Raw genomic sequence first — 23,841 nt, 5'->3', positions numbered from 1 at the left:
CTCAGACCGGATCGTCGATGCTTTCCTGCGCCTTGCGCTTGGCGCCGAAGCTGAGCAGGGCCGAACGGTCGCGTTCCTCGGCCTGCTTTTTCGACCGCACCCGCATCAGGTCCTTCCAGCCGATATAGCCGACCAGCCGTGCATCCTCGCGCGAGACGACCGGCAGATGCGAGACGTTGGCCAGGAGCAGCTTGTCTGACAGTCCTTCCAGATATTCGTCGGGATAGGCGAGCGTGACCTTGCTGCCGGCCAAAAGTTCGCCGAGCGTCGTCTTGCGGTGCTTGCCGGCGCGGCGCCAACGCAGGATCGCCGGCGGATCGATGAGGCCGAGCACATGGCCCTTCTCGTCGATCACAGGAAAGCTCGGATGGCGCGTGTCCGGGGCGGTCAGGAATGCCGCCGCGCCGTGCAGCGTCATCGTCGCCGGCACGCTCTCGACCTTGGTCGTCATCACCTCGCGCACCCTGGTCAGCGCGAAGGGATCGACGCGGTATTCGCGAACGAGGTGGTGTCCGCGCCGCGCCACCTTTTCGGTCAGGATCGATCGCTTCATCAACAGCACGGTGACGGCATGGGCAGTGGCGCAGGCTGCGATCAGCGGCACCAGCATGTGGGTGTTGCCGGTGAGTTCGACCGCGAAGAAGGTCGCGGTCAGCGGCGCGCGCATGGTGCCGCCCATGGTCGCGGCCATCGCCAGCAGCGGCCAGAAGCCGGGCGTCGCCTCGGGCAGGATACCGGCAAGCACCGCGCCCATCGCGCCGCCCATGATCAAGAGCGGCGCCAGCACGCCGCCCGACGTTCCCGAACCCAGCGCCACCGACCAGATAATGGCCTTGACGACCAAAAGCGTCAGCGCTGCCGCCGCCAGCACATGGCCATCCAACATGTTGGCGATGTTGTCGTAGCCGACACCGAGCGCCTGCGGCTCGATCAGTCCACCGATACCGACCACCAGGCCGCCGATCATCGGCCACCACATCCAGTGTATCGGCAGCTTCTGGAAGGCGTCCTCGCAGGCATAGACCATTTGCGTCAGCAAGCCGGAGAGCAGGCCGGCGGCAATCCCGACCAGCACCCAGCCACCCAATCCGGCGATCGACGCTTCCATGCTGCCCGAGAACGGGAAGATCGGTCCGGGCAGGTGCAGCAAGGTGCGTTCGACCTCGGCGATGATGGCGGCGACGGCGACCGGGATGAAGCTGCGCGGCGTCCATTCGAACAGCAGCAGCTCGACGGCAAGCATGATTGCCGCGATCGGCGTGCCGAACACGGTCGTCATGCCGGCCGCCGCGCCCGCAACCAGCAGCGTCTTGCGTTCATTGTCGCTGACCGGCAGCATCTGCGCGATCAGCGAGCCGATCGCCCCGCCGGTCATGATGATCGGCCCTTCGGCGCCGAACGGTCCGCCTGAGCCGATCGAGATCGCCGACGACAATGGCTTCAATACCGCCACTTTGGCGTCGAGCCGCGAGCGGCCGAGCAGGATTGCTTCGATGGCTTCCGGAATGCCGTGGCCGCGGATCTTTTCGCTGCCGAAGCGCGCCATCAGCCCGATGACCAGCGCGCCGATTACTGGAACCAGCACGGCGGCATAGCCGAGCGGCGTGTCCTCGAGCCTGAGCTCGGCCAGTGTGAACTGGCCGAAATAGGCGATGTTGGTGGCGAGCCTTATCAGCTTCAACAGCGCGATGCCGGCAAACAGCCCGGCGGTCGCCACAACGACTGCGATGGCGGCGATGATGAGCACCCGCGGATCGGTGGTGAAGTCGCGGAGATGGCCGTTTCCGGCATGAGCGGATTTCATTGGGGAGCCTGAGCTTTCTGGCGGCGCGGTACCGTCCGGTTGTCGGGCGGCTACATATCGTAACACGATATAATTCTTCAAGGCCGTTTTTGGTGGTTGCTCCGCGTCATTTTGGTCATGGATGCGCCAGGCTTTCATTAGAGTTGAGCTTTGGCCGGAAAGGGCGATAAGTCGTGGCATGACGCATCCGAAGAAACCACGTCCCGCCATCAGCCAGGCCGACTATCAGCGGCTTTCGGAGTTCCGCTACCTGATCCGCCGCTTCCTCGAATTCAGCCAGTTGCAGGCGAATGAGGCGGGCTTGACCCCGCGCCAGCACCAGGCGCTGCTGGCGATCAAGGGCTATCCCGGCGGCGGGCCGGTGGCAGTGGGCGATCTGGCGGAGCGGTTGCGCATCCGCCACCACAGCGCCGTCGAACTGGTGAATCGGCTGAGCGAGGCCGGCTTGGTCGCGCGGGATCAAGATAAGGCCGACCACCGCCGCGTCCTGCTGCAACTCACCCCGCTCGCCGACGACCGTCTCGCCGAATTGTCGGCCGCCCATCTCGACGAGCTTGCCCGCATCGAGCCTATGCTCAAGCGCCTGCTTTCGCGGCAGGAGCCGGTTTGAGCGCTACATCCAGCGCTGTCCTTCGCGACGTCTTGGGTGTTTTGTTCGCCCGCGATTCCGGGCGGAACCGCTATGCAGTTTTCCTGGAATAATGGGTTTCAACCGCCGTCCAGCGACTTCAGGAGGTTGTCGATCGTGAACGGATTGGACTTGGGCTTCGGCGGCTCTGGAACGGAACCGTCGTTGACGCCGGGAAGCGACCGGTCGACTTTTGGCGCCTGCTCAACCGCCCTGCGTTCAGCTTCCAGCCTCGCCTGCTCGGCACGCTTGCGATCCGCCTCGGCCTGGGCTTTCGCGGCTGCGGCCTGTTGCTCGGCCTTTGCCTTGGCATCGGCTTCCGCCCCTGCTTGCGCATCAGCCTCGGCCTTGGCGCGCGCCTCGGCCTCGGCCTGAGCCTTGGCGTCGGCTTCCGCTTTTGCCCTTGCCCCTTCTTCCGCTTTGGCTTGCGCCTCGGCTTCTGCCTTCGCTTGCGCCTCCGCTTCGGCTTTCGCCCTGGCTTCAGCCTGGGCTTTCTGTCGCGCCTCTTCCTCTTGCCGGCGCAGTTCCTCGGCCGCCCGGTCGCGCTCCGTCTGCAGCGCAGCGTAGTAGCGCACCTCGCGCCGCAGCCTCTGCTTCTCGAGCAGCGCCGCCTGCATCGCCTCGACGCGCTGCTGCTCCTTCTCCAGCGCGCGCTGGGTCAGGAACTGCGCCAGCGGCGCGCTGTCGAACTGGAGCGACGTCGCCCCGATCTGGCCTGCAAGGCTGAAGTTCACAGCCGGTTCGGAGCCGACAAGCGCCTCGTCGCCCGGTCGATAGGTAATCGCTCCCTTGGCGGCCAGCGTGCTCGCATCGAGGTCGGCGGTAACGTCCGCCGACAGCGTCGCCGCCGGATTGTCGAGGCTGATCGGCGGCGCCCGCAGCGTGCCATTGGCAACGGTGAAGGGGATATCGGTGTTGCCGGCCGCGAAACTTCCCTGTCCGGCGATCTCAGGCGCGAAGCCGGCGGTCTTGGCGGCATCGATGTCGCGTCCGATTGCATCGGCCTTGGCGATGACGGGGGCAAAAGCATCGGGATTGATGCCGGCGATGGTCAGTCCCTTCAGCGCCGCCGTGCCGGACCCTGACAGGGCGGCGATCATCGCATCGACAGACTTGCCGCTGGTCGACAGCGCGGCCGAAATGTCGCCGCTGCCGCTGATTCCGGCGCCAGGCAGCACTGCGGTAAGATCACTGCCCGCCAGCTTCAACTGACCCGATAACAGGCCGGTGCCCTCCGTGTTCTTGAGCTCGAACAGGCCGGTCAGCGTGCCCTCATAGAGCTTGGCTTTGAGGTCCGAGACACGGATGCCTTCCCGGTCGAGCTTCAGCGACAGCGTCGCGTCATGCGCGGTCGCGAACGGTCCGGCGGCAAGGGCCGCCGTGTTGAGGTCGAGATCGGCGCTGAACGGCAGGGTCGATTTCCGGCTGAACGGCGTCGTCGGCCAGCCACCGTCCTTCCCGGCGAGGAAGGACTGGTCGCCGAACAGCGACACCGCCAGCGGGTCGAGGTCGAGCTCATCGAGCGCCAGCGCGCCGGCAAGATGCGGCAGTCCGTCCTTCATGTCGGCGTTGACGTCGCCGGACACAGTCGCCTTGTTGATGGCGCCGCTGAGCCCGCTCAGCACCAGAAGCCCATTGCCGAAGTCGGCATCGCTGGCGAGCGAAGCCGACGTCCCGGTGCCCATGCCGGGCAGCCCGACACCTGTCGTCATCAGCCATGGCTCGATATCGGCGGCGTCGAGATTGACCTTGCCCTTGGCGGTGGCGCCTTGCTCTGTCTCGGCGATGGTCCCGTCAAAGCTCGCCCTGAAATCGTCGGCCGTCAGGTTGAAGCTGGTTGCCAGACCGCCGCCCAGCGAGCCTTTGGCCGTGATATCGGTGGTGGCCTGTCCAAGCATGCCGAGCGGCAGCGCCGGCAGGCCGTAGAGTGCAAGCAGCGTGGCGGCGTTCTCGTTCCTGGCATTGAAGGTGATCGATACCGGCGCATCGGGAAGCCGATCCCGCGTCCCCCTGCCCGAAAGCGAAGCCGAGAAGGCGGAACCGCCGGCCTTGCCTTGCGCCGAGAGCGCGAGTCCGGTGGTGCCGTCGCCATTGTCGGCGGCACTTGTCACCAGGTCGATCCGGGCGTCCTGGAACAGCTCCGGATAGGCAGCAACACGGGCAGCCAGGCCTTTCAGAACCTGATTGTCCGGATAATGCTGGGCTGCGACATCTATGAGCGGCTTGAGATCGACGGCCACCACGGATGCGTCGAGCTTGCCGGTCGGGCTTTCCGGAAAATCCTTGATGCGCCCGGTGGCGCTGATCGAGGCGCCGGCGAGCCCTCCGACCGAGAGCCGGTCGATCTCGAGCAGGCCCTTGCGCAGCCTCAACGCCGTATCAACTGTATCGGCGGTCAGCCCGGCGGCGCTGACCGGGCCCGCCTTGATCTGGAAATCGAGGTCGCGGTCGGAGAAGCGGTTGGCGCCCTTGTCGCTGACGAAGATCGAGGCGAAGGCCGCCAGCCCATCGACGTCGAGCTCGCCGCCCTCCAGCTGCATCAGCACCGAGGGCCTGGCGCCATCGGGCTGGCTGGAATCGATGCGGCCGGAAAATTTCGCCTTGCCGAGGATCAGCTCGAGGTCGCTGAACGACTGCCGGTTCTCGCTGAGATCGACCTTGGCCTTGAAGCCCGCCGCCGGCAGACGGCGGATCGCGTCGTCGACATCCTTCGACAGCCAGGCGGCGAAACCGGACGGCTGTCCGACAGCAAGCAGCAGGGATCCGGTGAAGCCGAAATGGTCCTCGACGTTCAGCATGCCGTCGGCTTCAAGCGTCGCCCGGCCCGGCAGTGTCGCGGCGAGCGACTTCACCGACCACCCGCCTTCGGCCGGCTCCGCCGAGAGCCGCACGTCGCGAACCGTGGTATCGCCCGCCACCACGGCCGGCAGCCTGACCTCGACCGTGCCCGGTATCGTCGGCTTCGGCATGTGCTGAAGCGTCTGCTCGAACGCCGCGATACGCTGGTCGAGCGTCAATCCGGCACCTGCGGATGCGCCCACCGCCTCGTCGAACTGCACCTGCGCGCCGTTCGCTTCGATCGAAAAATGCGGTTTCAGGCCGAGATCGACCGAGGCCTTGCCGTCGGCGGTATAGGGGTTGTCGAGCGGTCCGGTCTCGAAGCGGAATTCATCGACACCGAGCTTCTGATGGTCGAGCGCGAATTTGCCGTTCAGCCGGAAGCCGGGATCGGGCTTGCCGGCGCTGACCTTCACAGGCTCGGCGTCAGTGCCGCGCAATTCGGCCGAGCTCCTGTCGGCCCCATTCTTGTCAGAAGCCGAAACCTTGAACTGACCGGAATAGACCGCCGCGCCTTTGACGATGCCGGCATTGCCGTCTGTCTCGATGATGAGCGGATAGGCATCCGGGTCGGCTTTGAGTCTGACCCGCATCTGGCCGTCGGCTTCCGTTCTGCCGGTTGAGGCCGAGACTTCCGTGCGCAGGCCGTCGAAGCGCAGCGAGCCGTCCATCCGCCACGGGCCGGCGAGCGACTTTGCCGAAACGGTCGAGTTGATCTCGGAGATGAAATGGCTGCGCCCGCCGGCGGCATGGCGCAATTCGATCTGCCCTTCGGTCACCGTCAGCTTCTCGATCGCGATCTGTCCGGGATCGAAGGGCGTCGACGGCCGGATCGCCCAGTCGACCGTGCCGTCGCCGGCAACATCGATGGTCGCCTTCGGATGCACCAGCCGCATGTCGAAGATCAGCAGTTCGCCGCGCAGGAACGGCGCCAGCTCCGCGTCCATGGAGAAGGTCTCCATCGTCATCGCCGGCTGTCCGCCAGGGCCGCCTGCGACCTCGACATTGGAGAAGGTCACCGAAGGGAATGGCAAGAGCCGCGCGGTCGCGTCGCCTTTCACGGTCACCTTGCGACCGAGGATGGTGCTCGCCTCGCGCTCGAAATCGGCGCGGTAGCCGGTCCAGTCGACGAAATACGGCACCACGAGCGCCGCGCAAAGCACCAGCACGAACAGGCCACCGAAGATCACGAACAGGCGAGCGAGCATCGGCTCCAAAGCCTAGGGTTAAAGTCAGCCGCACTCTACCCGCATCCGCGCGGCGATAAAGAGGCAATTCGGCTGCAACCCTCGGCGTCTAGGCTCTCGGCAAGATCTTGCCGGGGTTCATGATGTTCAGCGGGTCGAGCGCCTGCTTGATGGTGCGCATGACGTCAACGCCATGGCCGAGTTCATGGCGCAGGAAGCCGACCTTGCCCTGGCCGATGCCGTGCTCGCCGGTGCAGGTGCCTTCCATGGCGATCGCCCGCATGTTGAGCCGCGCGACGAATTTTTCAGCGAGTGCGATCTCCTGCGGGCTGTCGACATCCATCAGCACCAGCACATGGAAATTGCCGTCGCCGGCGTGGCCGACGATCGGCGCGATCAGGCCCATTTCGACAATGTCGGCTTCGGTCTCGGTGACGCATCCGGCAAGCCGGGAGATCGGCACGCAGACATCGGTCGAAAGCCCCTTGGCGCCGGGGCGCAGCGTCAGCGACGACCAGTAGGCGTCGTGCCGCGCCTTCCAGAGCTTCGTCCGCTCCTCGGCGACGCTGGTCCACAGGAACGGTCCGCCGCCATTCTCCTCGGCGATCATGCCGAAAGTCTCGGCCTGTTCGGCGACACCGGCGTCGCTGCCGTGGAATTCGACGAAAAGGCATGGGCTCTCGGGATAGTCGAGCTTCGAATAACTCTTCATCGCCCGCATCTGCAGCGCGTTGACCAGTTCGATGCGCGCCACCGGGATGCCCATCTGAATGGTCGCTATCACTGCGTTGCATGCGGCCTCCAAGGTCGGGAACGGGCAGACGCCACCGGAGATCGCCTGCGGAATGCCCTGCAACCTGAGCGTCAGTGCTGTGATGATGCCGAGCGTGCCTTCCGAGCCGACCAAGAGCCGCGTCAAGTCGTAGCCGGCCGAGCTTTTCTTCGCCCGTTTGCCGGTCGTCACTGCCTCGCCGTCGGCCATCACCGCCGTCAGCGACAGCACGTTGTCACGCATCGTGCCGTAGCGCACGGCATTGGTGCCCGACGCCCGTGTTGCCGCCATGCCGCCCAGCGAGGCATTGGCGCCGGGGTCGATCGGGAAGAAAAGGCCGGTGTCGCGCAAATGGCGGTTAAGATCCTCGCGTGTCACTCCGGGCTCGACCGTGCAGTCGAGATCCTGCGGATTGACCGAGAGGATGCGGTTCATGCGAGAGGTGTCGATGGATATGCCTCCGCCCGGCGCATTGGTGTGGCCCTCGAGCGAGGAGCCGACGCCGAAGGCGATGACCGGGACGCGGTGCGCGGCGCAGGTGCGCACGATCTCCTGCACCTCCGGCGTGGTTTCGGCGAAGACGACGCCGTCCGGCGCCTGGGTCGGGATGTAGGTGGTGGTGTGCGCATGCTGGTCGCGGATCGCCTCGCCGGTCTGAAAACGCTCGCCGAACCGCTGCTTGAGGATGCCGAGTGCGGCGGCGATGCCTTTCTCGTTGCGCTCGACGGGGTTGAGGTCGCTCAAAGCCATGAATTCCTCCGCGAATGGACCAGCGGCCACTCTTGTAATGCAGCTATGGATGATGCCTAAAGCAATTCCAGGAAAAGAGTGAAGCACCGGAATTGCGCCAGAGCGAAGAGAACCTCACCAGCCAGGCCCTGTCCAGCGACGATCAAGGAAAACCAGATGACGATGACCGCGCCGATCATTTCCAAGCCGATGGCGATCGAGAAGGATTGGATCGACTATAACGGCCATCTCAATATGGCTTATTACAACGTGCTGTTCGACCGCTGCTCGGACGAAGCGTTCGAGCTGATGGGCATGGGACCGAACTATGCCAGGGACCGCCGCCTCACCATCTACACGGCGGAAGTCCATGTCTGCTACGTGCAGGAGCTTCACCTCGACCACAAGGTGAAGGTCTCGTTCCAGCTCATCGACCACGACGAGAAGCGGCTGAGGGCCTATCAGGAGATTCGCCACGTCGATGGCTGGCTGGCCGCGACGTCCGAGCAGCTTGCGCTGCATGTCGACATGGCCGGGCCGAGGGTCGCTCCCTTCCCGGCCGATGTGATGGCACAGGTTGAAGCCATGCGCGCCGCCCACGCCGCGTTGCCGATGCCGGAGCGTGCCGGCCGTTCGATCGGCATCAAACGCAAGAGCGCTTGAAAACCCGCACACCCGCGTTAACCTTACCAAGGTTTTAACGTGAACAAGCCGATTGAGTCTGTTGAACGACTCAGTGGCGCGTTCGAAAACCGCCGCACCGGGTTTACGCGCGGGCGGCAGGCGGAATGCGGTGCGAGGACAGTGCATGAAAACCGACATCAAGGTCGAAGTGGAGCGGTTGGCGGCCGATCCGCGCATCACCGACTATGATTTCTGGCGATCGTTGAAGAACGTCAACAACGAGATCTTCCACATCGCCAACAACAACGAGCCCATCCCCTTCGACATGATCCGCTGGCGCGCGATTCTCAAGCAGGCGCGCATCAGACGCGGTCACACTGAGCCTTCAGCGCTCCCTTAAACTGCCAAGCGGCGAGCGCGCCTCGACCGGCGACGACTGTATGATGGCGGTGTTGGTCATCGCATAGGGAATAATTTTGTCGATCACCCGCTCCAACTCGGCCACCGAGCCGACATGCGCGAGCGCGATGAAGCAATCCTCGCCGGTCACTCGGTCGCATTGGGCGATTTCCGGCAGGTCGCGAATGATCCCGGCCACCACGGCAAGCTGCCCCGGGACCGGCCTGATTCGCAGCCATGCCGACAGCTTCATGCCGAGCGCCGTCGGATTGATCTTCACCGTATAGGCTTCGATCACGCCATTCTCCTGCAGCTTGCGAATGCGTTCGGCCACGCTCGGCGCCGAGAGCCCGACGGCGCGCGCCAGTTCCGCCGTGCTGGTGCGCGCATCCTTTTCCAGGAGTCGCAGGATTTTCAGGTCCGCCGCATCCAGCTCGCCATTTTCATTTCGAAGGCGTTTCAAATAATTCTCTTTTCTTCAGAAGGCGAACGGCGATCGGAGCCGTGCATCATCCATATAAGTCGCGAAGTTCGCCTGCGATAATGACCCTATGAATTCTGAAGCGCAAGTTCGTCCGACAAACCGGGCCGGCAGCGACACCGACGCTGCACGCCCTGCCCTCGCCGGACTGGCCGATGCGGTGCCGCCGCATATCTGGTTCTGCGTCAGCGCGATCTTCCACTATCTTGGGCCGGCCTTCGCCGTGCTGCTGTTCGCTCAGGTCGGCGTGCTCGGCATGGCCTGGCTGCGCATCGCCACGGCCGCGCTCGTCTTCGCGCCGCTTACCAGGCCATGGACGGTTTTCACGCGCGCCGACCGCTCGGCCCGCCTGCTGCTGTTGGCCTTCGGCGCCTGCCTGGCGGTGATGAACTGCGCCTTCTATCTGGCTCTAGACCGCCTGCCGATCTCGCTAGTCGCCGCGATCGAATTTGTCGGCACCATAGGCGTCGCGATGGTCGGCCTCAGAACCCCGCGCAATTTCGCGGCGCTCGCCATCGCTGTCGCCGGCACGCTGCTGCTCATCGATGTCAAGTGGTCGAGCGATCCCGTCGGCCTGTTCTGGGCTTTTCTCAACGGCGCGCTGTTCATCGGCTATATCGTTTTGGGCCACCGCATCGCCCGAACTGGCCTCGGCATCGCCGGCCTCGGCACCGCCATGGCGATCGCCTTGCTCGTCGTGCTGGCGCCTGAGTGATGATGGGCTGTGTGACGACAGGCTTGGCGACAGGTTCGGCCATGGCTCTCCTCGACGACTGTTTGACGCGCAAGATAGGGTTAGAACGCGCACGGTCCAGTCATCCGCCGGCGACAACGGCACTCGATCCGAACTTCGACCATGACGATTGCCGGTGGCTTCTGCATCCATCACATTTTGGTCATTCCGAAAAAGTTGATGGTGCTGTCACGGTGGGACGGGAAACTGCGGAGCGGCCCCGCCCGGTCCGAACGGCAAAAAGGGGAATGCCGGGAACGTGATGGCCGCCGGCGTAGCGGCTGGCGAGGCGGCGCTTGCTGTCGTCGCTGCAGGCGCTTGGCCACGTGCTCGGCGAAAAAGGCCGGCGCGATTGGATGTCCTCGTCTACTTGGGCAGCGTGTAAGCCATCACATAATCGCCCGGCTTGGTACCGACCGAGCCGTGGCCGCCGGCGACGATGACCACGAACTGGCGGCCGTCGGCGACGGTGTAGGTCATCGGTGTCGACTGGCCGCCGGCCGGCAGCCTCGCGCGCCAGAGCTGCTTGCCCGTCGTAAGGTCATATGCACGCAGATAGTCGTCGACGGCGGCCCCGAGGAAGGCGACGCCGCCGGCCGTGATCATCGGCCCGCCGATGCCTGGAACGCCGACCTTGAGCGGCAGGGGCAGCGGCGTCATGTCGTAGACGGTGCCGTTGCGATGCTTGTAGGCGATCTGGCCGGTTCTCAGGTCGACGCCGGCGACATAGCCCCAGGGCGGCGCCTGGCAGGGAATGCCGAGTGGCGACAGGAATGGCCCCATCACCACCGCGTAAGGCGCGCCCTCATTGCGGTTGAGCCCCTGCTCGCTGCCCTTGGTGTCGCCGGGCGGCGGCACGTCCGCGCGCGGAATGAGTTTCGACGTGAAAGCGAGATAAGTCGGCATGCCGAACATCACCTGTCGCACCGGGTCGACCGCGACGCCGCCCCAGTTGAACACACCGAAATTGCCGGGATAGACCAGCGTGCCCTGCAGCGAGGGCGGCGTGTAGCGTCCCTCGTAACGCAGTCTCTTCAGTTCGATCCGACACGCCAGCTGATCGAACATGGTGATTCCCCACATGTCGGCGCCGGTCAGCGGCTTCGGGTTGAACGACAGGTCGGAGGACGGCTGCGTCGGCGAGGTATGGTCGCCTTCGATCGCTCCGCCCGGTGCCGGCACTTCCTTCACCGGAATGATCGGTTCGCCAGTGCGCCGATCGAGCACATAAAGATCGCCCTGCTTGGTCGGCCCTACCAGTGCCGGCACCACGCCGCTCCCCGTCGTGATGTCGACCAGCGTCGGCTGCGCCGGCACGTCCATGTCCCACAGGTCGTGATGCACCGTCTGGCGCACCCAGCGCAACTGTCCGGTGTTGAGGTCGAGCGCAGTGATCGAGGAGGAGAATTTTTCGACATCGGCGCTGCGGCCCATGCCGAGCTGGTCGGGCGTCTGGTTGCCGAGCGGCAGGTAGAGCAGGCCAAGCTTCTCGTCGGCGCTCGCCGTTGACCACATGTTGGGCGAGTTGTTGGTGTAGTTCTGCCCCGCCGGCAGCGGCGCCGTCTGATCCGGTTTGCCGGAATCCCAATTCCACAACAGCGCGCCGGTGCCCGCGTCATAGGCGCGGATGACGCCCGACGGCTCCTCGGTCGAATAATTGTCGTTGACCGCGCCCCCAACGATGATCTTGCCGGCGAGGATGAGCGGCGCCGAGGTCGAATAATAATAGCCCGACTTCGGAAAGGGCATGTTGGCCATCAGGTTCAGCGTGCCGCCTTCGGCGAAGGACGGACAAACTTGCCCGTTCGCGGCATCGAGAGCGATCAGCCGGGCGTCCGAAGTCGGCAGGTAGATGCGTGCCGCGCAGGGCTGGCCCGCCGCGATCTTCGCATCGGCGTAATAGGAAACTCCGCGGCAGGTCTGGTGCTGGCGGTTGGGATCGAGCTTGATCTTCGGGTCGTAGCGCCATTTCTCCTTGCCGGTCGCGGCATCGATGGCGATGGCGAAATTGTGGGGCGTGCAGATGTAGAGCGCATCACCGACCTTGAGTGGCGTTACCTGATAGGTCGTCTCGCCGATGTCGTCCGGACCCTTCATGTCGCCGGTGCGGTAGGTCCAGGCCGGCTGCAGCTTGGCGACATTATCCGGCGTGATCTGAGCGAGCGGCGAGTAACGCTGGCCGAACGGCGTGCGGCCGTAGAAATGCCATTCGCCCGCCGGCATGTCGCCGCCGAGATTGGCCGTCGGCGTCACCTTATCGGTGTTGAGCGTGCCGCCGATGTCCTTCGGATCGGCGGTCATCGAATAGCCAGCCACTGCAAGCGATGCGAGCACCGCCAGGATGAGCGGAGCGCGTCCGTCCGGACCGGTGAATCCCCGCCTGGCCCATGGCGTCAGCAGCCAGAGCGCGATGAGAACGATGATGCCGCCGCGCGGGCCGAGCTGCCACCAATCAAAGCCGGTTTCCCAAACCGCCCAGCACAGCGAGGCGAGCACGATCGCGGCATAGAGCCAGAGCCCTGTCGATCTGCGGCGGAAAATGAGCCAGGCGGTGATCAGGAAGGCCAGTCCGGCAATCAGGTAGTACCAGCTGCCACCCAACGTCACCAGCCAGATGCCGCCGCCGCCGAGGACCAGGCCGATAAGCAAAAGGACGAGGGAGGTGATGGTGACAGCCAAGACGATACTCCTTCGACTGTTGCGCGCTTGCGGCGCCTCTGAGGCAACGGCTTGCCGTCCCTGCCCTGTTGGCAGCTTTCTCTCGCAAGTTGCGCCTGTCAAGGCGGCCCCGAACAGGAACAACTAGAACAAAACGGAGACACTTCTGGCCTTTCGCTGCCGAATCACTACATTCGGGGGCGATGTCCGGCTTTTCGGAAGACATGCCCTTTTTTGACGAACCGAATGCGCGGCCCGCCGCCCCATCCGGCCTTGCCGCGCGCGCCATGGCCGCACGCAACGCGCAGAACCGTGCGCCCGATTATCTGAACGGCCTCAATCCCGAACAGCGGCTCGCTGTTGAAACGACCGAAGGCCCGGTTCTGGTGCTGGCCGGCGCCGGCACCGGCAAGACGCGGGTGCTCACCACGCGAATCGCCCACATCCTTGCCACCGGCAGGGCCTTCCCCTCGCAGATTCTCGCCGTCACCTTCACCAACAAGGCCGCGCGCGAGATGAAGCAGCGCATCGGCTTGCTGATCGGCGAGCAGAATGTCGAGGGCATGCCCTGGCTCGGCACCTTCCACTCGATCGGCGTCAAGCTGCTGCGCCGGCATGCCGAGCTTGCCGGATTGAAATCCGATTTCACCATCCTCGATACCGATGACGTGGTGCGGCTGATCAAGCAGCTGATCCAGGCCGAAAATCTGGACGACAAGCGCTGGCCGGCCAAGACCTTCGCGCAGATGATCGACAACTGGAAGAACAAGGGCCTTGGCCCCGACGAGATTCCGGAAGGCGACGCGCGCAGCTTCGGCAACGGCAAGGGGCGCCAGCTCTACAAGGCCTATCAGGAACGGCTGCAGACGCTGAATTCCTGCGACTTCGGCGATCTCCTCTATCACCCGATCCGCATCTTCCGCGCCTATCCGGACGTGCTGAGGGACTATCATCGCAAGTTCAAATACATCCTGGTCGACGAGTACCAGGACACCAACACCGCGCAATACATGTGGCTGCGCCTGTTGGCGCAGAGGCTGCAATCCTCCCCCCTTGAGGGGGAGGTGTCCGCGAAGCGGACGGAGGGGGTCGCCGCGGAAGGCGCCGCCCAGTCATCAGGCGCCGGAGCGTCGAGCACTGCCGCGAGGACCCCTCCCGACCGGGCTTCACCCGGCCACCCTCCCCTCAAGGGGGAGGGAAACCGGCGTCGATCCACTGTCAACATTTGCTGCGTCGGCGACGACGACCAGTCGATCTATGGCTGGCGCGGCGCCGAGGTCGACAATATCCTGCGCTTCGACAAGGATTTTCCGGGCGCCACCATCATCAGGCTGGAGCGCAACTACCGCTCCACCGCGCATATACTGGGTGCGGCTTCGCATCTTATCGCCCACAATGAGGGCCGCTTCGGCAAGACGCTGTTCACCGACCGCAACGACCCCGAGGACGATAAGGTGCATGTCCATGCCGCCTGGGATTCGGAGGAAGAGGCGCGCGCCATCGGCGAGGCGATCGAGGCCTACCAGCGGCAAAAGCACAACCTCAACGATATGGCGATCCTGGTGCGCGCGTCCTTCCAGATGCGCGCCTTCGAAGACCGCTTCATCACGCTCGGCTTGAGCTACCGAGTCATCGGCGGCCCGCGCTTTTACGAACGCTTGGAAATCCGCGACGCGCTGGCCTTCTTCCGCGTCGTCGCCAACAGCGGCGACGACCTTGCCTTCGAGCGCATTGTCAACGTGCCGAAGCGCGGGCTCGGCGAAGCCACCATCCGCCAGATCCACGACACCGCGCGCGCGATGCAAATCCCGATGCTTGAGGCCGCGGCGACACTCGCCGAAAGCGACGAGTTGAAGCCGAGGCCGCGCGCCGCGCTGCGCGAGGTCGCGGCCAATTTCGAGCGCTGGCAGAAGGCGCTGGAGACCACGCCGCACACCGAGCTCGCCGAGACCATCCTCGAGGAGAGCGGCTACACCGACATGTGGAAGAACGACCGTTCGGCCGAAGCGCCCGGGCGGCTGGAGAACCTCAAGGAACTGATCCGCTCCATGGAGGAGTATGAATCCCTGCGTTCGTTCCTCGAGCATGTCGCGCTGGTCATGGAGGCAGAGCAGGGCGAATCGCTCGATGCGGTCTCGATCATGACGCTGCATTCGGCGAAAGGGCTTGAGTTCGAGACCGTATTCTTGCCCGGCTGGGAGGAAGGCCTGTTCCCGCATCAGCGCGCGCTGGACGAAGGCGGCCGCTCCGGCCTCGAGGAAGAACGCCGCCTCGCCTATGTCGGCCTGACGCGCGCGAAAAAGAACCTGCACGTCTGGTTCGTCTCAAACCGCCAGATCCACGGCCTGTGGCAATCGACCATTCCGTCGCGTTTCGTCAATGAATTGCCGGAAGCCCATGTCGATGTCGCCGATGGCGGCAATTCCTATGGCGGCTATGGCAATCCCTATGGCGGCGGCTCCTTCGCCTCAGACCGCGGCGGCGGCCGGCAGAATCCCTACGGCGCCTCGCGCTTCGACAATATCGGCGCGGAAAAACCCGGCAGCTTCTCCAACACCTATGCAACACCCGGCTGGCAGCGCGCGCAGGCGAACCGCACCGAAGCGACCGACCGCAACTGGGGCACACGCTCCGGCCACCAGGTCGAACGCATCGGCTATGGCGAGACCGACAGCGGCTATGGCGCTGGCCGCACCTCGGTGAAAGGCCGCACCATCGAAGGCGAGCTGGTCGCCAAATCGGTCGCCGACACACCTTCGCCATTCAAGCTCGGCGACCGCGTCTTCCACCAGAAATTCGGCAACGGCAACATTGCCGCCATCGACGGCAACAAGCTGACCATCGACTTTGACAAGGCCGGCCAGAAACGCGTGCTGGACGGGTTTGTCACCAGCGTTTGAGCGGCGGCCGCCAACGGATTACCGTCCGAAAACCGCAGCCTCTCAGCGATACCGCGCCTGGTTCCATTTGTGGCCGAGCAGCGACAGGATGATGATCAGCCCGTTGAAGAACTGCACGTAGAAGCCGCTGAGGCCCGCGGCGACGACGCCGGTCTGGATGAACGACACGGTGACCGCGCCGATCGCGCCGCCGACCACTGTACCGATACCGCCCCACGTCGGCGTGCCGCCGACGAACACCGATGCCAGCACCGGCAGCAGGTAGCCGTCGCCCGCCGTCGGCCACCAGGTGAAGTTGATCATCACCGAGAAGGTTCCGGCGATCGCCGCCCCGATGCCGGTGAAGACGAACACCTTGACCCGGACGCGCTGAACGTCGATGCCCATTTGCTTGGCGCTGTCCGGATTGTCGCCGACCACCTTGACCTGGGCGCCGAAGCGGTGGCGGTTGTAGAGCAGCGCCGAAAACACGACGAAGGCGATCGCCCAGAAGATCTGCACCGGGATGCCCCAGAGCTGGCTGGAGAAGATCGCGTAAGCTGAGCTGTCGGCCAGATTGGTCAGCGCCGTCGACCTGCCCTCGTTGATGATCTGGATCAGCCCGCGCAGCAGGAAGTTCATGCCGAGCGTGGCAATCAGCGACGACAGGCCGCCATAGACCACCAGCGATCCGACCAGGAAGCCGAGCAGCGTGCCGGTGAGAAGCGCCGCGGCGATGCCGAGGAACGGATCGTAGCCGGCCTGCACGACGATCGCGAAGGCCCATGAGGCGAAACCCATCGTCGCCGGGAACGATAGGTCGATCTCGCCGCAGGTGACTACGAAGACCAGCGGCACGACAACGAACAGCGCGACGGGAAGCGTCGTCAGCACCGAGCTGTAAAGATACCAGGTGGTGAAGACGGTCGGGTTGGCGATCATGAAGATCGCCATCATGACGATGAACACGGCGAGCGTGCCTAGCGCCGCGCGATTGTCGAGGACGAAGCCGCGCAGCCAGTGATCGGAAGGATGACTCCACTGCTTGCCTGATTCTGTCGGGCCGCTTGCTCTTCCCAGAGGTGTTTGCAGATCGGGTTCCATGGCCTTGCTCATCACGCTCTCTGCTCCGCTCCGCCCGCCTCGTGTAGCCCTGGCAGGCCACCCGGATGCGCGATCTCTTCCATAAAGTTGATGAGGTCGTCGGCTGACTTGACCTCGCTGCGGTCAGCCGTCAACGCCACCTTGCCGCGGTCGAGCACCACGAAGCGGTCGGCGATGTCGAAGACATGATGAATGTTGTGGCCGATGAACAGGATCGAGCGGCCACTCGCCCGCACCTGGCGCACGAAATGGAAGACCTTGGCGGTCTCCGTCAGCGACAGCGCCGTCGTCGGCTCGTCGAGGATAATCAGCTCCGCCTGCTTGTAGATGGCGCGCGCGATCGCCACACCCTGACGCTCGCCGCCCGAGAGCTGGCCGACGATGGAATGCGGCGTGAACACTTTCGATGTGAAGCCGATCTCGCGCATCAGCCGGCTTGCCTCCTCGATCTCCTTGTTGACTTTCAGCCAGCCCATGAAGCCGGTCAGCTCGCGGCCCATGAAGATGTTGCGCACGATCGTCTGCTGCACGGCCAAAGCGCGGTCCTGGAAGACCGTCTCGATGCCGGCATCGCGCGAGCGGGCGGCACTCCATCCGGTCACCGGCTTGCCGCGTACGAGGATGTCGCCGCTTGTCGGCTTGACCACGCCGGATAGGATCTTGATCAGCGTCGATTTGCCGGCGCCGTTGTCGCCGATCAAGCCGACCACCTCGCCGCGATCGACGCTGAGGTTGACGCCGCCCAGCGCATAGACCTGGCCGTAGGATTTCTTGATATCGCGCAGTTCGATGATGCGTTCGCCCATGCGATCCTCGCTTCCAATTGTGTTATCGGCCGCTTGCCGGCGATCCGGTCGGCCGGGCCCAACCCCGACCGACCGCCTGGGAGGTCAACGCAGCGCCTGCTTGGCCAGCTCGGCGACGATCTCGTAATTCTGCGGCGTGACGAAGCCGGCGCCGGTATCGACATTCATCGGCGCCAGACCCAGCACCACCTGCTGGCAAAGGCTCAAGATCGGCAGATAGCCCTGCAGGAAAGGCTGCTGGTCGGCCGTCAGCTGCACCCAGCCGCCCTTGAAGCCTTCGACGATCTGCGGGCTGGTGTCGAAGCCGAAGTTGAAGATGTCGCCGGGCTTGCGTCCCGCCGCCTGCATATAGGTGGCGACGTTGCCTAGCATCTGTCCGCCGGGATAGCCGACCGCCTTGACGTCGGGGTGGTTGAGCAGAGCCGCCGTGATCACCGGAATGGCAAGGTTCGGGTCGGACGCCCATTCGCCGCTCGGCGGCGAGGACAGCTGGATCACCTCGACGCCCGCCTCCTTCAGCGCCGCGACCGTGCCGCGCTCGCGCGCGCCGCGATTCTCGTTCTCGAACGGGCCGATCATGATCGCCTTGTCGCCGGCCTTGAGCTTGCCGAGCTTGAACGCCTCGGCGCCGAGCGCGCGGCCCTGCTGCTCCTGCTGCGCGCCGACATAGCCGCCGCCGAACGCTTCCACCACCTTCGGCACCGGCACGTTCTGGTACATCATCTTGATGCCGTCCTTATGCGCCTGCTCGGCCAGCGGCATGATCGCGGCATCGCCCGGATGGCCCATCATGGCGATGCCTTGCGGCTTGACCGCGACCGCCTCGCGCAATTGCTGCACCATCTTCTCGACATCCCACTGGGAGAAGATGTAGTCGACCTTCGGCCCAAGATCGGCCGCCGCCTGCTTGGCGCCATTGTAGACGATGGTGCCGAAGGCGTCGCCCTCGGCGCCGCCGACGAAGAAGCGGATATGGACGTCCTTGCACCATTGGGCGTCAAGCGCCTTTGCCGGCAAGGTGGAAATCGAGGCGCAGAGCGCCGCAGCAGCCGCCGCGACGGTCGAGCGCAGAACAGTCCTTCTCGTCGTGATGCTCATGCACGTTCCTCCCTTTTGGTCCCTCGCAACAGAGGGTTTCGACGATTGCTTCGGCCGTAGTCTTGGTGGCCGGCTCCTCCCGCCGGCCGGTCCTCACACCGGATTGGGCAGGTAGCTGGCTCCTCCCCTGCACTGCTTCAGATAGCCCAGCGCCCGCACCTGACCGGTCATCTCGAGGTCGCCGCGATAGACCGGGTCGTGCCAGCCTTCGATGTCGATGGCGCCCTTGTAGCCGGCCAGCCGCAATTCGCTGATCACCCGGGTCCAGTCGCTGTCGCCGAAGCCGGGGCTGCGCATCTGCACGAATGGCAGGCGTCCGAACACGCCGTGCTCGCGGATCACGTCCCAGCGCACGGTGGCGTCCTTGCCGTGGACGTGGAAGATACGCGGCGCCCATTTGCGAATCTGCGGAATCGGGTCGATCAGATAGACGAGCTGGTGGCAGGGCTCCCATTCGAGCCCGAGATTGTCGTCGGGCAATTCGTTGAACATCAGCTCCCAGGCGTCCGGGTTGTGGGCGATGTTCCAGTCGCCGCTCGCCCAGTTGCCGTCCATCGCACAGTTCTCGAAGGCGATGCGCACGCCCTTGTCGGCGGCGCGCCTGGCCAGCGGCCCCCAGACCTCGCGGAAGCGGGGCAGGCTGTCGGTCAGCGGTTTGCCGCGCAGCCGGCCGGTGAAGCCGCAGACCATCGTGGTGCCGAACAGATGTGCGTTGTCGATGACGGTCTCCCACGCCGCGAGCACGCCGCGGTCGACCTCGCCGTTCTCCAGCGGATTGCCGAACACGCCGATCGATGAGACGGCGACGTCCGCATCGCCGATCGCTTCGCGGATTTCGCCCGCCAGGCGCTTTAGGTCCTTGCCGCCCAGCGTCTGCCAGAAAAAGGGCTGGATGCTCTCGAAGCCGAGCGGCAGGATCTGTTTCACATAGGCGGCCGGGTCGTCGAGATTGGCTCGCACCATGGTGCCGATCCTGATGTCGAGAAGCGGGTTCGGCATCACGGCGTTTCCTTTGCGATTGCGACGCGGCGTCCGGTCTCTGCGCTTTCGATGGCGCCAAAGACCATGGCTAGGCTTTTGATGTTGTCGGTGCCGCGCGTCTCCGGTTCGGTGCCGGTCTCGATCGCGCGCATGAAATCCTGGATGATGCCGAGATGGCCGTCGACTCTGTCGGCCGCGTCGAGCGCCGGCACCTCGATCGACTGGGTCTTGTCGATGATACCGTCGCGGCCGGATGCAACCACCTCGGCCTTCAACCCGTCATGCCCGTCCCACAACAGGCTGCCGCGCTCGGCGACGATGCGCCAGCTGCCTTCCCAACTCGTGCGGAAACCGTCCGCGCACCAGGAGCCGGCATAGGTGAAGACCTTGCCGCCGCCGAAATCGAACACCGCGCTGGCCGACGAGCCCTGACGGTACCAGGAATTGGCAGGCTCCCACTCCTGGCAATAGACGCCGGCCGGTTCGCCGGCGACCATGTAGCGGGCGGCGTCGAACGTGTGGATCGCCATGTCGAGCAAAAGCACGTGGCGCATCTCCTCGCGAAAGCCGCCGAAGTGCGGCGCGACGAAGAAGTCGGCATGGATGCTGGTCGGCTTGCCGATGGCGCCGGAATCGAGGAACCGCCGGATCCGCCTGACATTGGCGACATAGCGCCGGTTCTGAACCACGGCATGGACCCGCCCCGCGCGGCGCGCCGCTTCGATGATGGCGCGCGCATTTTCTGGGCTGTCGGCAAGCGGCTTTTCGGTGAGCAGATGGCAGTTATGGGCAAAGGCCGAAAGCGCGACCTGGCGCCGCGCAGCAGGAACCACGACATCGAACACGGCATCGGGCCGGGTCTGATCGAGAACGGCATCGAGGCTGGTGCCGATGACGGCATTGGGGAGCTCGTACTCGCGCGCCCTCGCCTGCGCCCGATCGGCATCGAGATCGACAAGGCCGGCAATGGCAAGCCCGTCGATCTGCCTCGCGGCATCGAGCCACTGCCTGCTCATGGCTCCGCACCCGACCAGGACGACCTTCATCATCCAGCGCTCCTCCTCCGCTCGGCCCCTCCAGGCCGAGTGTCACGGCATTTCCGGCTTCACCGTAAACGTTTTTCCGTAAACGTTTACGAGAACACACCCGATGGCGTAGAATGTCAATCACCTGCTCGCGAAAATCGACATGCACTGCTTGGCCTGAAGGACGGCCGGTGCTAGCGAGGTCAGGGGGAGAACCTACCTTGGCGTCCAGCATCCACGATCTCGCGCGTCACCTGAACATTTCGATCGGCACCGTGTCGCGCGCGCTGAACGGCCGCGCCGACGTCAATGCGGAGACGCGCCAGCGCGTGCTCGAGGCGGCCAGGAAGCTGAACTATTCGCCCAACCAGTCGGGCCGCAGCCTGCGCCAGGGCGCCACCCGCTCGATCGCCTTCATGCTGCAACCGCATCCCGGCGACCAGCAATATGGCGAGCCGTTCTTCATTCCGTTCCTGACCGGCCTGCAGGCGCGGCTCGCCGAGCATGAGTTGGATCTGATGGTCGTCATGGGCGAGCCCGGCCAGTATCAGCAGGAGCGGCTGCGCCGCGTGGTTGAGACGCGCCGGGCCGACGCGGTCGTGTTGGCCAATACACGGCGGGAAGACGATCGGATCGACTATCTGAGCAAGGCCGGCTTTCCCTTCGCCACGCTTGGCCGAAGTCAATCCGGCGGCGACACCTATCCTTCGCTCGATATCGATTTCGAGAGGGCGGGTGATGAAGCCGTCGACCGGCTGGTTGCGCGCGGCCACCGCCGCATAGCTGCCATCCGCCCTTCGCTTGATCTCAACTTCGGCTACCTGTTCCTCGACGGCTACCGCAAGGCTCTGAAGCGGCACGGCATCGAAGTCGACCCCGGCCTGATCGCCGACGGCTTCATCAACGAGACCGGCGGCTACCAGGTGACGCCGCGTGTCATGCTCTCCAAGGACCGGCCGACAGCCATCATCTTCAACAATGACGCGATGGCGCTCGGCGGCTGCAAGGCACTGGCCGAGATGGACATCAGGCCCGGCCACGACATCGCGGTGATCGTCATCGTCGACACGCCGCTCTGCCGCTACTTCTCGCCGACGCTGACCGCCTTCCGTCCGGCGCTGGAGCCGATGGGCCGGCGGCTGGCCGAGATGCTGCTGGCGTCACTCCCGGCCCATGCCGGTCCGGAGGGGCCACGCACGATCCGCGAAGTCTGGCCGCTGGAGCTCGTCGCGCGCGAGAGCGATTGAGCACCCTCTCCTTCTCCCCTTGCGGGAGAAGGTGTCGCCGAAGGCGACGGATGAGGGGTGCTCCAGGGAAAGCCAACGTCTCGCTCCGCTGGAACACCCCTCATCCGTCTCGGCGCTGCGCGCCGATCCACCTTCTCCCACATGGGGAGAAGGAAGGAGCCCCACTCCTGTCACGCAAGTATGATGTTCGCGTCCTAGACCCGATGTGACGCCATTCCGGCTCTGCTCGTCACATGGGGACATCATGAAGCACCTCAACCGAACCGTCGCGCTTGGCGCGGCAATCGCCCTGTTCACCGTGCTGAGCCCTGCGCTCGCCGAGGGTGTTGGCTATGTCAACAAGGGGCTGGTCTGCGTTGGCCGCATCCCCGCCAGCCAGAAGGACAAATTCGGCGAGACCTTTGGTTCGGGCTCCGGCATGGCAATCGACGCCAAGAGCTGGGCGCGTGACGGCGCCGGCTACAAAGGCTCGCTCTGGCTGCTGCCGGACCGCGGCTACAACGTCGCCGGCACCACCGACTACCGGCCCCGCTTGAACACCATTGCAATCGAGCTGACCCCGACCCCTCCGGGCGCGGCGCCCGCCGCCGGCCAGGAACAGTCGGGCGTCAAGGCAACGCTCGTCGACACCATGCTCCTGACCGACGACAAGGGCGCCGACGCCACCGGCCTCGACCCGCTCAACGGCGTGCGCCCCGCTGCCGGCGACATGCCGATCCTGCCGCAGGCCGACAATGGCAAGCTTTCGCTCGACGACGAGGCGGTCGTGCGCCTGCCCGACGGCACCATGTTCATTTCCGACGAATATGGCCCCAACATCTATCGCTTTTCGGCCGACGGCCGCCTGATGTCGGCGACGCAGCCGCCGGCGGCCCTGGTGCCGATACGCCATGGCAAGCCGAACTTCGCTTCCGACAATCCTGGCCCGGGTGCCGCCGAGCCGGATCCCAAGGATCCCGAGACCGGCCGCCAGAACAATCAAGGCCTCGAAGGCATGTCGATGACGCCGGACGGCAAGTTCCTGATCGCCGTGCTGCAGTCGGCGCCGCGCCAGGATGGCGGCGATTCCGGCTCGACCCGCCGGAACACCCGCGCGCTGGTCTATGACGCCTCCGACCTCGCCCACCTCAAGCTGGCGCACGAATATGTCGTACCGCTGCCGGTGTTCAAGGACGCCAAGGGCAAGATCAAAGTGGCCGCGCAGAGCGAGATCGTGGCGCTGTCCGACAAGAGCTTTTTGATGCTGGCACGCGACAGCGGCAACGGCCAGGGGCTGAAGGACGCCGAGTCGGTCTACCGCAAGATCGAGATCGTCGACCTGTCCGCGGCCACCGATATCGCCAACGGCCCATTCGACGCCGCCGACAAGCCGGTTGCGCCGAAAGGCGTGCTCGATCCGTCGGTGACGCCGGCCAAGCTCACCTCGTTCATCGACATCAACGACAAGGGCGAACTCGGCCGTTTCGGCCTGCACAACGGCGCGCCGAACGACAGGAACAACCTCTCGGAGAAGTGGGAGGCGATGTCGCTGGTGAGCGTGCTGGACCCGAAGCTGCCTGACGACTATTTCCTGTTCGTCGCCAACGACAACGACTTTCTCACCCAGGACGGCTTCCAGGTCGGTGCCCCGTACAAGGCCGAGGATGGCGCCGATGTCGACACCACCTTCCTGGTCTATCGGGTTACCCTGCCCGGCCTGTCGGGGAACAGTCTCGCCGCAAACTAGGCTGAATCGACATTCAGCGCATCCATAACATAGCTGCGGCGAGATGGGTGAAGGCGAGGAAGTGGCCGGCGCGACGATCGAAGCGTGTGGCGAAGCGTCTGAAATGCTTGAGCTTGTTGAAG

At 64.9% G+C, this 23,841-nt stretch carries 16 protein-coding genes and 2 pseudogenes; 7 read left to right on the top strand and 11 right to left on the bottom strand.

All coding sequences use genetic code 11. The features are described 5' to 3' along the window. Nucleotide 1 precedes the first annotated feature (1 nt). Nucleotides 2-1,804: a chloride channel protein gene (locus tag A9K66_RS10245; protein ID WP_067323183.1), complete on the bottom strand. Its 1,803-nt coding sequence runs from the start codon at nucleotides 1,802-1,804 to the stop codon at nucleotides 2-4. Between the two features lie 178 nt (nucleotides 1,805-1,982). On the opposite strand from A9K66_RS10245, the gene A9K66_RS10240 reads away from it, so the two are divergent. Then, nucleotides 1,983-2,414: a helix-turn-helix domain-containing protein gene (locus tag A9K66_RS10240; protein ID WP_066990862.1), complete on the top strand. Its 432-nt coding sequence runs from the start codon at nucleotides 1,983-1,985 to the stop codon at nucleotides 2,412-2,414. A 98-nt stretch (nucleotides 2,415-2,512) separates the two neighbouring features. Here the strand turns inward: A9K66_RS10240 and A9K66_RS10235 are convergent, their stop codons facing one another. Beyond that, nucleotides 2,513-6,478: an AsmA family protein gene (locus tag A9K66_RS10235; protein WP_067323180.1), complete on the bottom strand. Its 3,966-nt coding sequence runs from the start codon at nucleotides 6,476-6,478 to the stop codon at nucleotides 2,513-2,515. An 88-nt stretch (nucleotides 6,479-6,566) separates the two neighbouring features. Next, entirely contained in the window at nucleotides 6,567-7,979 is a 1,413-nt protein-coding gene (locus tag A9K66_RS10230; RefSeq protein WP_067323177.1) for an FAD-linked oxidase C-terminal domain-containing protein, read from the bottom strand. Nucleotides 7,980-8,135: 156 nt separating this feature from the next. Between A9K66_RS10230 and A9K66_RS10225 the strand changes: the two genes are divergently transcribed. Both A9K66_RS10225 and A9K66_RS10220 read left to right on the top strand, forming a co-directional pair. Next, nucleotides 8,136-8,621 carry a thioesterase family protein gene (locus A9K66_RS10225; RefSeq protein ID WP_067323174.1) on the top strand — a complete coding sequence of 162 codons (486 nt, stop codon included), beginning with the start codon at nucleotides 8,136-8,138 and terminating at the stop codon, nucleotides 8,619-8,621. Nucleotides 8,622-8,766: 145 nt separating this feature from the next. Next, entirely contained in the window at nucleotides 8,767-8,982 is a 216-nt protein-coding gene (locus tag A9K66_RS10220; protein WP_067323171.1) for a hypothetical protein, read from the top strand. Here the strand turns inward: A9K66_RS10220 and A9K66_RS10215 are convergent. After that, nucleotides 8,968-9,444, bottom strand: a complete 477-nt coding sequence (locus A9K66_RS10215; RefSeq protein ID WP_067323168.1) for an Lrp/AsnC family transcriptional regulator — start codon at nucleotides 9,442-9,444, stop codon at nucleotides 8,968-8,970. The genes A9K66_RS10220 and A9K66_RS10215 overlap by 15 nt on opposite strands. A gap of 88 nt (nucleotides 9,445-9,532) precedes the next feature. Here A9K66_RS10215 and A9K66_RS10210 point away from each other — a divergent pair. Further along, a pseudogene (locus A9K66_RS10210) lies at nucleotides 9,533-10,165 on the top strand (EamA family transporter); the annotation flags it as partial. 396 nt (nucleotides 10,166-10,561) lie between these two features. On the opposite strand, the gene A9K66_RS10205 reads toward A9K66_RS10210, so the two are convergent. Then, nucleotides 10,562-12,874: a glucose/quinate/shikimate family membrane-bound PQQ-dependent dehydrogenase gene (locus A9K66_RS10205; protein ID WP_067323165.1), complete on the bottom strand. Its 2,313-nt coding sequence runs from the start codon at nucleotides 12,872-12,874 to the stop codon at nucleotides 10,562-10,564. 182 nt (nucleotides 12,875-13,056) lie between these two features. On the opposite strand from A9K66_RS10205, the gene A9K66_RS10200 reads away from it, so the two are divergent. Further along, nucleotides 13,057-15,753 carry a UvrD-helicase domain-containing protein gene (locus A9K66_RS10200; protein ID WP_067323162.1) on the top strand — a complete coding sequence of 899 codons (2,697 nt, stop codon included), beginning with the start codon at nucleotides 13,057-13,059 and terminating at the stop codon, nucleotides 15,751-15,753. 42 nt (nucleotides 15,754-15,795) lie between these two features. On the opposite strand, the gene A9K66_RS10195 is transcribed toward A9K66_RS10200, so the two are convergent. From A9K66_RS10195 to A9K66_RS10175, 5 genes are all read right to left on the bottom strand, one after another. Then, complete coding sequence (locus A9K66_RS10195; RefSeq protein WP_067323158.1) at nucleotides 15,796-16,848, bottom strand: ABC transporter permease; 1,053 nt, start codon at nucleotides 16,846-16,848, stop codon at nucleotides 15,796-15,798. Then, a complete protein-coding gene (locus A9K66_RS10190; protein ID WP_067323157.1) occupies nucleotides 16,848-17,642 on the bottom strand; it encodes an ATP-binding cassette domain-containing protein in 795 nt (264 codons plus the stop codon). The genes A9K66_RS10195 and A9K66_RS10190 overlap by 1 nt, the downstream gene beginning before the upstream one ends. An 84-nt stretch (nucleotides 17,643-17,726) precedes the next feature. Next, nucleotides 17,727-18,740, bottom strand: a complete 1,014-nt coding sequence (locus A9K66_RS10185) for a substrate-binding domain-containing protein (protein ID WP_067323154.1) — start codon at nucleotides 18,738-18,740, stop codon at nucleotides 17,727-17,729. A gap of 93 nt (nucleotides 18,741-18,833) precedes the next feature. Beyond that, nucleotides 18,834-19,739, bottom strand: coding sequence for a sugar phosphate isomerase/epimerase (locus tag A9K66_RS10180; RefSeq protein WP_197504177.1), 906 nt, complete (start codon nucleotides 19,737-19,739; stop codon nucleotides 18,834-18,836). Then, nucleotides 19,739-20,770, bottom strand: coding sequence for a Gfo/Idh/MocA family oxidoreductase (locus A9K66_RS10175; RefSeq protein ID WP_067323151.1), 1,032 nt, complete (start codon nucleotides 20,768-20,770; stop codon nucleotides 19,739-19,741). The genes A9K66_RS10180 and A9K66_RS10175 overlap by 1 nt, the downstream gene beginning before the upstream one ends. Before the next feature lie 197 nt (nucleotides 20,771-20,967). On the opposite strand from A9K66_RS10175, the gene A9K66_RS10170 reads away from it, so the two are divergent. Next, entirely contained in the window at nucleotides 20,968-21,993 is a 1,026-nt protein-coding gene (locus A9K66_RS10170; protein WP_067323149.1) for a LacI family DNA-binding transcriptional regulator, read from the top strand. Between the two features lie 244 nt (nucleotides 21,994-22,237). Continuing rightward, the gene (locus A9K66_RS10165; protein WP_067323146.1) at nucleotides 22,238-23,719 is read left to right on the top strand and encodes an esterase-like activity of phytase family protein; all 1,482 of its coding nucleotides are present in this window, start codon (nucleotides 22,238-22,240) and stop codon (nucleotides 23,717-23,719) included. 13 nt (nucleotides 23,720-23,732) lie between these two features. Here A9K66_RS10165 and A9K66_RS31130 read toward each other — a convergent pair. Further along, nucleotides 23,733-23,841 (bottom strand): annotated as a pseudogene (locus A9K66_RS31130) (IS5/IS1182 family transposase); the annotation flags it as partial.

Origin of the sequence: Mesorhizobium sp. AA23, from assembly GCF_001672435.1 — a bacterium.
In the GTDB taxonomy this organism is placed as follows: domain Bacteria; phylum Pseudomonadota; class Alphaproteobacteria; order Rhizobiales; family Rhizobiaceae; genus Mesorhizobium.
Note: the sequence above shows the minus strand (reverse complement) of the source record. Positions and strands in the feature narration are given on the sequence as shown.

Bases quoted from the DNA above. Each gene is read 5' to 3' on its own strand.
- A9K66_RS10195 (WP_067323158.1), bottom strand. From the start codon at position 16,848: ATGAGCAAGGCCATGGAACCCGATCTGCAAACACCTCTGGGAAGAGCA.
- A9K66_RS10175 (WP_067323151.1), bottom strand. From the start codon at position 20,770: ATGATGAAGGTCGTCCTGGTCGGGTGCGGAGCCATGAGCAGGCAGTGG.
- A9K66_RS10245 (WP_067323183.1), bottom strand. From the start codon at position 1,804: ATGAAATCCGCTCATGCCGGAAACGGCCATCTCCGCGACTTCACCACC.
- A9K66_RS10180 (WP_197504177.1), bottom strand. From the start codon at position 19,739: ATGCCGAACCCGCTTCTCGACATCAGGATCGGCACCATGGTGCGAGCC.
- A9K66_RS10225 (WP_067323174.1), top strand. From the start codon at position 8,136: ATGACGATGACCGCGCCGATCATTTCCAAGCCGATGGCGATCGAGAAG.
- A9K66_RS10235 (WP_067323180.1), bottom strand. From the start codon at position 6,478: ATGCTCGCTCGCCTGTTCGTGATCTTCGGTGGCCTGTTCGTGCTGGTG.
- A9K66_RS10190 (WP_067323157.1), bottom strand. From the start codon at position 17,642: ATGGGCGAACGCATCATCGAACTGCGCGATATCAAGAAATCCTACGGC.
- A9K66_RS10165 (WP_067323146.1), top strand. From the start codon at position 22,238: ATGAAGCACCTCAACCGAACCGTCGCGCTTGGCGCGGCAATCGCCCTG.
- A9K66_RS10185 (WP_067323154.1), bottom strand. From the start codon at position 18,740: ATGAGCATCACGACGAGAAGGACTGTTCTGCGCTCGACCGTCGCGGCG.
- A9K66_RS10240 (WP_066990862.1), top strand. From the start codon at position 1,983: ATGACGCATCCGAAGAAACCACGTCCCGCCATCAGCCAGGCCGACTAT.
- A9K66_RS10200 (WP_067323162.1), top strand. From the start codon at position 13,057: ATGTCCGGCTTTTCGGAAGACATGCCCTTTTTTGACGAACCGAATGCG.
- A9K66_RS10220 (WP_067323171.1), top strand. From the start codon at position 8,767: ATGAAAACCGACATCAAGGTCGAAGTGGAGCGGTTGGCGGCCGATCCG.
- A9K66_RS10230 (WP_067323177.1), bottom strand. From the start codon at position 7,979: ATGGCTTTGAGCGACCTCAACCCCGTCGAGCGCAACGAGAAAGGCATC.